This is a genomic window from Hallella sp., assembly GCF_037460745.1.
Lineage (GTDB): Bacteria > Bacteroidota > Bacteroidia > Bacteroidales > Bacteroidaceae > Prevotella > Prevotella faecis.
Genome location: NZ_JAXVAE010000024.1, coordinates 1 through 6,684 on the forward strand (window position 1 = coordinate 1; position 6,684 = coordinate 6,684).

Consider the following 6,684-nt stretch of genomic DNA (forward strand, 5'->3'; position numbering starts at 1 on the left):
TTCACTTATCTTAGTGTTGCAAAAATAAACAAGCAAAACTCTGATATGACATGGTATTCGCTGCTGTCATTTTGTGTTAAAACAAGGATTTGATTGAGAAGGGTAAAATCGGTTGTTTTTGTCGATTCCATTTGCCGGCTTTGGTTCAAGGGTGAGTACCGTCGGATGCAGCGGTAGGGTGGGGATGTAGCTCCGTTTTTAGCTCTTGGTATAGGTCCACAGGGCTTAGATGCCAATATTTGGTGCTTTCTGTTGATAGCTTCTTGTAGAGTTGCGAATGATAGATGCGTTCGAGACTCTCTTGGATGGTGAATCCATAGTCGTGGTTTAGGTACTCAACCATCCAGCTGATTTTCCCAGGAAGAATCAAATGCAAGTTGCTTTGGTCTATTTTGAACATGTTCTTATCCTATTTTTGTTGCTTCAACGAAATGTAAGGCCGTCAGCGCCTTATTGGTATGGAAAAGGTATTGGTCGACCAACTTGTAAGTTTTGAGTTCTCGTATGAGCGTTTCCACGCTGATCGCGCCTGCCTCATACAAGCCAAATTGCAGGTAAACTCTGTCGTTGGCCACAGGCCCATACACAATGTCGTAATCGTGCGTAAAGTCCATCCGTGTTCGGTTGGCCATTACGAATTCTGCCCATTCCTCATTTGGCTCTTCGAAAATAAGACATTTGAGTTCGCATAGTTTCTCTTCGTCCAACTCGTAGATGTTCACATAGCCGCACGAGGTATGTTTCTCGTGCATTCTCCGTTCCACCCATTCCTTTGATTGCCTCTCCGAGGTCGTGGTGTAGAACCCTTGCCCGTAGTCGAGCGTTCGTTGGGGTGGAAGTATTAAGGGGTGTTCCACCACTTCCAGGCTTCCGTGGTATATTCTCATGCTTCTTTGTTTTTTCTGTCTTCAATAAACTCGTCTATTTCGGCCACGAGCCATTGGCGACTTTGGGTATGAAGTGGCTCAAAGCATTTGCATAGATAATCGATCACGCCATATTGCGAAAACCGGTCGATGGTTTGTTCGCCTGTCATTTGTTTGGCCGCTCCGTATTCTTCTATGCAGAATGCGACGAAGAGCGCTATGTCTTTCTCTTTCTTATTCATCGTAAAGTAGCTTTCTGAGGGTTAAGCCGTACCATTTCAGCCATGACGTTGGCTTTCGTTTCATTGCAAAAATAGGAAGAAAACATGAAACGCACAAGCAAAAGCGCCATATTTTAGACATTCGGTGTGTGGCCTCTATATAATTAAGGTGTGCAGGCTTGTGTTGATAGGCTCGGAGGCCTATAATAAATAGGCATTGTGGACCTTTGGCTTTTCTTCATGTTATTGTAACTGGGACTCAACGGTTTTGTAACAATGGCTGCCTACCTTTGCGGCGTGATAAGAAAAGCATTGTTATGAAACGAAACAAGGTGTATAAGGACGAGCTTTACGACTACGCCACGAAGACCACCGATGCCACCAAGCCTTCGTTCACAAGCAACTTCTTCCAGTTGGCCGCCAACCAGAACACGGTCGTTGGCAACTGGATGGCACATACCAGGAACGGCATCGCTTCCATCCTCGCCATCAGCAAGCAGTATCCTGGCATCGGCGCCTTCCCCGACGGACAAGACTGGACAGCCGGATGGGCCAACTTCGATCCCCAGAACGCTCAGTACTAAATTCAAAACGAATTTCTGATTTGAGTTAATCTATAAAAACCCTTATCAAACAGTAGCGACGGACTCCAGCGTGATGCTGACGGTCCGTCGCTTTGTGTTTTCTGAGGGTGTGATTGCCAGCCTTGGCTTTTCTTACGCCTGTTTGATGAGGCGTTTTACCCGCATCTTCAGGCTCCAAGGCAGCATTTGTGCCATGAGTTGTATGAGGTTGAACAAGCCGAACCGTATGCTACCTTTTAGGTTTCTCGCCAACGACGTGTTGCGGTATTGGTAATTCAGCAACACTTCGCAGAGCTCAGCCTTGTCGGTTTTGTCGTCCACATATTTCCGCAATCGCTCAGGCAACGATGTCGCGTCGCCATTCCTTCGCACGATGGCCACGATGTGCCCATTGTCCATTCGTTTCACCTCAACGGAGGCAAACGAGCCAAGCAGTTGGCCGATACATGTTTTCTCTGATTGGTTCCAAATAACAAGCTCGCCGTTTTCTTCGTCCACATTGTATTGGTGGAATCCCTTGTAGTGTTCCATCTCGGCCTCGTTGGGATGGTGGTTGAGGTATAGCACCCCTCCTTTTCGCAATGCGAGCAATGCTTCCACGATGCCCTTGATGGGCGCCGACGAGTGGTCGAGCGCATTCTGTATGGTTATGAGCGAGGCGTCGTGTATGAATGCCGAGAGATATTCGGTCATTCCAAACTCGATGGGCGGCAACTTCTTCTTGTATTTCTTCAGGATGCGGTTGAAATGGAAGGCCAAAGGGTCTATGTAATGAATGTCGAGCGGAATGAGCTTTCCGTCTTTGTCCAGGTGGTCGCCCACGGCATAGCTCATGCCACTCCCTACATCGTAAACCCTTGGGTGGTCGTCGGCCAGCAGAAAATGGTTGGCGTCAAACCCTTCCAGGCAAATGGCGGATCCGTAATGCGCCCACCCCATCATGCCCTGAAAGGTGTGGGGCCATCTGTACACATTGTTCCAAAAGGCCACTTCATACGAAATGCCCTCAAGCCATTTTTGCGTAATGGCGGTGGTGTTGCTCGTCTTCATGTTTATGGTGTTGGCGTGTTTGCTGCCCGCTAATAGGCTTAGGCAAAATTAACCAATAGTTTCTTCATAGCCAAATTTTGCACCTTTTAATTGGACCATGGGCCCCTCTTATCGGCCCATGAGCGCCGTTTGGATGGAATGGCGCGGATGAAGTGTTAAAAACCTTAAAATTATTGGGCGTTTTGAATTGATTGTCGTTGGAAAACACTATCTTTGCACTCGCTTTCCGAAACACATGCGGTGAAGCGACCTTAGGGTGGTTACCAGAGTGGCCAAATGGGGCAGACTGTAAATCTGCTGGCTCTTGCCTTCGGTGGTTCGAATCCATCACCACCCACCTCAATAGGAAAACGATAGTCCCTGTAGCGGAACCATTATGGTGCGTTACAGGGATTTTTTCGTTTTTTTTCTCTCAATGTGTCGGCGGTTTGTGGGAAAAGCGTTATATTTGTAAACGAGTTTATGTGAAACTATCAACACAATCTGAAACCGATGCTTGGCGAAAGGCATCGCCCCCACGCATACAAATGACGACTATGCCCTATAAGGACCCCAACACCGCCCCATGTGGGATGAAGCAGGTCTCATCCCACAGGTCATGCTCCACGCCCTCTCGGCGGTGGATCATGGCGGCTCTCTGCCTCCTCGTGCTCACCATGGCCACCCTCCCGGCGTGGGCAGAAGGGCGCCTTCCCGCATGGTACGAAACCACCACCCATCTCAACATGCGCAGCGGACCGAGCGTGCGTTCGACCTCCCAGTTTATCATGGCGCCCGGCACACGCGTGCTTGTCATCGGCCATCCCCAGGACCAGTGGGCAGAGGTGGTGTATGGCGGCGACACGTTGTATTGCGCCACCCGTTACCTGCAATATGCCGCCCCCTACGCTGTTAAGAAGGTGGCTAAGCATCGGTACAGCCTCTGGGGTTTTGTGCGCCAACTCCTCCTGACCTGCGTGGTGCTCTACGTGCTGCGCTGGGTGGTGATATGGGGCTTGTCGGTGGCCAGCACGCTCGTCTACAAGGTGTATTGGGTGGCCTGCATCCCCTTTTATTTCCTCAACTGGTTGCAGCGTTACGCCGCGAAGCCATGGCGGTGGTACTTCAAGGTCAACGCTGGGCGCACCGACGCCGAGAACCGCAGGCTGCGCAAGCAGTTGGCCTTTGCCCAGATACCGTTCTACATCCTGCTCACGCCCCTACGGTGGTTCAATGCGGTTTATTACAACCTCTTCATCCATTGCTCGTTAGAGTTTATCAACTATGCCCTTGAGGTGGTCGACCCCAGCCATCCCAAGGAGGGGGCCGACGACACCCTGCGGTGGTTCCTGCTCTTGCCTTGGCGCATCCTGAAGTATCCGTTGTGGCATGGCACGCTCACCCTGGTGGAGAGTGGCGTGTGGACCCTCGTCGACACCCTCGTGCCAGCCCTCACGCTCTACCACGGCACCGACTGCATGGCCAGCGAGAGCATTACGCAGAGCCGTGGGCGCGTGGGCAACAACAGTCGCTACACGGGGATATGGAACGTGGGCGGTGGCAACTACGCCGGCAACGGCATCTATTTTGCCCCCGACCGCTCCACGGCGCTCCATTACGCCTCGGGGTCGCTCGTGGTGTGCCGGGTCACGCTGGGCCGCGTGCTCGATCTCGGCATTGCGCCCCGCCGCATCTATAGCGAGTGTGGGTTCCCCAATGCGCTCAATGTGACCCGTTGGGGGCTCGACCACGACTATGTGACGGGCGAGTGGTGGCGCAAGGACGCCGGATGGTGGGAGTATTGTATGTACGACTGGCAGAACCGCTACAACTATAGTTGGCGCATCAGGCCCCTCTACGTGTTGTCGCTCTCCGACGATATGTTGCAGCGCACGCCCGGCGGCATGCACCACTGGCTCTTCCGCCGAATGGTGATCGAGGACCTGTGGACCTGGTTTGTGCATCTCATGAATAGCAAACGAACGTATTGATTAACAACCTTACCGTATGATATTAAAACGAAAGATCGACCTGCTGCTGGCCAAGAGCAATGGTGCGCAGCTCATGTGGCTGCTGGGCTTGTCGGTGGCGAGCCTGGCCATCGCCATCGTTGTGGCCCAGTGGGTGTTCGACGATGGAACGATTGTTTGGCAAGATGTTGTGGCTGTGTTTCTCGACCCTGGCTGCTTTGGCGGAGCGGGCGCCCACGACTGGTTCCGCCTCATCCTCGCCCTGCTGAGTGTGTTTCTCTTCTCGGCCTTGCTCGTCAGCGTGTTCACCAATCTCTTCGAGAACATCCGCGAGGCGGCGCAGGTGGGCGAGCGCCGTTACGCCTTGCGCGGCCATGTGCTCATCCTGGGACATTGTGCGCAGTTGCCCGTCATGGTGCGCGCCCTCAATGCGCAGGGTCGCACGGTCGTGGTGGTCGATGAGGAGCGCCCCGAGGTCGACGCCAACTTCATCTTTTACAAGGCGGCGCGCCACAGCCATGCCGACCTCGCCACTATTGGCGCCGAGAGGGCCGCGGCCATCTATGTCATGGGCGACGCCGACGATCCGGCCCACGACACCAAGAACCTCAAGGCGCTGGCCATCCTCGACGACCTCTGTCGCCAGGCGCCCCAACCCGTGCATTGCTACGTAACGTTGGCCGACTATGCCACCATCGAGGTGTTGCAATACCAGCGCAAGGCGGGAGCGACGGGCCAGTTGCTTGTCGACACCGTCAACGCCTACGAGTATGAGGCGGAGCAGTTGCTCGTAGGCGACACGTCGCCCGCCTCGGGTGCCTATTCGGCAACCGCCAGTGCCGCCCCGTCGGAGGCGTTCCTGCCCGTGCTGCGCCAGGGCGACGAGCGGCGCGCCCACATCGTCATCATCGGCACGGGCGCCATGGCGCAGTCGGTGGCCTACACCGTGGCCCACCTGTGCCATTACCCCAACTATGCCGAGGGAGGGCAGCGCACGCGCATCACCTTCATCGGCGAGGGCATGGAGGCGTGGCAGCAGCACCTCGTGGCGTCGCGCCCCGCCCTCTTCGCCCTGTCGCACCACACGCTGGTGCAGGCCGACGGCCATGTGGTGGCGCATGCGCCCGAGGGAGTCGACTTTCTCGATGTGGAGTGGCAGTTTGTTGATGCCGCCCCGTCGGCGCCCATGGCGCGGCGCCTCCTCACGCCCACGCCCCATGAGGTGCTGCGTGCGGTGGTATGCCAGGGCGATGAGCGGCAGGCCATAAACACCGCGCTCCACCTGCCACGCGCCGTCTATGGCGCCGCCAAGCTGGCCGTATGGCTCAAGCGCCCCTCCGAACTGGTGAGGCGCGCCAACCTCACGGGCATGTATGGCCACATCGAGATCTTGGGGCATGGGCGAGGCATGCAGGCCGACCCGCTCTTCCTACGCAGGTCGTTGCGAGGCATGCGCGTCAACTTTGTCTACCACCGTGCCTACGTCAACCCGCAGGCCACCGATGAGCGGCAGGCGTGGTACGCCATCAGCGAGGCCGACAAGTATTCGAGCATCATTTGCGGCAACGCTCTGCTGGTGCGCCAATGGTGCTTCGAGGGTCATAACCACAGCGAGGCCGACCGACGTGCGGCCTACGAGGCCGAGCACCGCCGATGGGTCATGTCGGAGCTCATCATGGGCTTCAGGCCCGCCGCCACCACCAACAAGAAGGTGTTTGAGCATGCCGACCTGGTGCCCTTCGAGGAGTTGAGCGTTGAAGAGCAAGGGAAAGACGCCATCCTCATCGACGCCATGCCCTACATTCTTTATAATGTGGAGTGTTGAATGTGGAGTGACATCTGTGTTCCTTAGACCCCTGAGGCCATCGCCGTAGGCGGTGGGCTTATTGAGGTGTTCAACATGGGGACGACCTTCATGCGGAATGGCCATGCGGGTTGCTTTTGTCAAAAACGAGACTTGGCAAAGCCCCACCGACCGAAGGGAAGTCAGAAACTATAAGAAGAGGAAGTAAGC

The 6,684-nt window shown here is 55.1% G+C and carries 7 protein-coding genes and 1 tRNA gene; 4 read left to right on the plus strand and 4 right to left on the minus strand.

Annotation, left to right across the window (positions count from 1 at the left end):
* Window positions 1–145 precede the first annotated feature (145 nt).
* From WKK33_RS00440 to WKK33_RS00450, 3 genes are all read right to left on the minus strand, one after another.
* Window positions 146–343 (minus strand): hypothetical protein, encoded by a 198-nt coding sequence (locus tag WKK33_RS00440; RefSeq protein WP_337931991.1) that lies wholly within the window; start codon window positions 341–343, stop codon window positions 146–148.
* 61 nt (window positions 344–404) lie between these two features.
* The gene (locus WKK33_RS00445; RefSeq protein WP_337931993.1) at window positions 405–887 is read right to left on the minus strand and encodes a DUF3990 domain-containing protein; all 483 of its coding nucleotides are present in this window, start codon (window positions 885–887) and stop codon (window positions 405–407) included.
* Window positions 884–1,108, minus strand: a complete 225-nt coding sequence (locus WKK33_RS00450; protein WP_337931994.1) for a DUF3791 domain-containing protein — start codon at window positions 1,106–1,108, stop codon at window positions 884–886. Before WKK33_RS00450 ends, WKK33_RS00445 begins: the two co-directional genes overlap by 4 nt.
* 296 nt (window positions 1,109–1,404) lie before the next feature.
* Between WKK33_RS00450 and WKK33_RS00455 the strand changes: the two genes are divergently transcribed.
* The gene (locus WKK33_RS00455) at window positions 1,405–1,671 is read left to right on the plus strand and encodes a hypothetical protein (RefSeq protein ID WP_337931995.1); all 267 of its coding nucleotides are present in this window, start codon (window positions 1,405–1,407) and stop codon (window positions 1,669–1,671) included.
* Window positions 1,672–1,803: 132 nt separating this feature from the next.
* Here the strand turns inward: WKK33_RS00455 and WKK33_RS00460 are convergent, their stop codons facing one another.
* On the minus strand, window positions 1,804–2,721 hold the full coding sequence (locus WKK33_RS00460; protein ID WP_337931996.1) for a hypothetical protein: 918 nt from the start codon (window positions 2,719–2,721) through the stop codon (window positions 1,804–1,806).
* A gap of 254 nt (window positions 2,722–2,975) precedes the next feature.
* Here WKK33_RS00460 and WKK33_RS00465 point away from each other — a divergent pair.
* From WKK33_RS00465 to WKK33_RS00475, 3 genes are all read left to right on the plus strand, one after another.
* Window positions 2,976–3,058, plus strand: a tRNA-Tyr gene (locus tag WKK33_RS00465).
* 199 nt (window positions 3,059–3,257) lie between these two features.
* A complete protein-coding gene (locus tag WKK33_RS00470; protein WP_337931998.1) occupies window positions 3,258–4,691 on the plus strand; it encodes an SH3 domain-containing protein in 1,434 nt (477 codons plus the stop codon).
* Window positions 4,692–4,707: 16 nt separating this feature from the next.
* Window positions 4,708–6,495 (plus strand): hypothetical protein, encoded by a 1,788-nt coding sequence (locus WKK33_RS00475; protein WP_337932000.1) that lies wholly within the window; start codon window positions 4,708–4,710, stop codon window positions 6,493–6,495.
* Window positions 6,496–6,684 lie beyond the last annotated feature (189 nt).

What these genes read in the sequence shown, in the direction of transcription:
- WKK33_RS00440 (WP_337931991.1), bottom strand. Translation starts at nt 343, where the DNA reads ATGGTTGAGTACCTAAACCACGACTATGGATTCACCATCCAAGAGAGT.
- WKK33_RS00445 (WP_337931993.1), bottom strand. Translation starts at nt 887, where the DNA reads ATGAGAATATACCACGGAAGCCTGGAAGTGGTGGAACACCCCTTAATA.
- WKK33_RS00450 (WP_337931994.1), bottom strand. Translation starts at nt 1,108, where the DNA reads ATGAATAAGAAAGAGAAAGACATAGCGCTCTTCGTCGCATTCTGCATA.
- WKK33_RS00455 (WP_337931995.1), top strand. Translation starts at nt 1,405, where the DNA reads ATGAAACGAAACAAGGTGTATAAGGACGAGCTTTACGACTACGCCACG.
- WKK33_RS00460 (WP_337931996.1), bottom strand. Translation starts at nt 2,721, where the DNA reads ATGAAGACGAGCAACACCACCGCCATTACGCAAAAATGGCTTGAGGGC.
- WKK33_RS00470 (WP_337931998.1), top strand. Translation starts at nt 3,258, where the DNA reads ATGCCCTATAAGGACCCCAACACCGCCCCATGTGGGATGAAGCAGGTC.
- WKK33_RS00475 (WP_337932000.1), top strand. Translation starts at nt 4,708, where the DNA reads ATGATATTAAAACGAAAGATCGACCTGCTGCTGGCCAAGAGCAATGGT.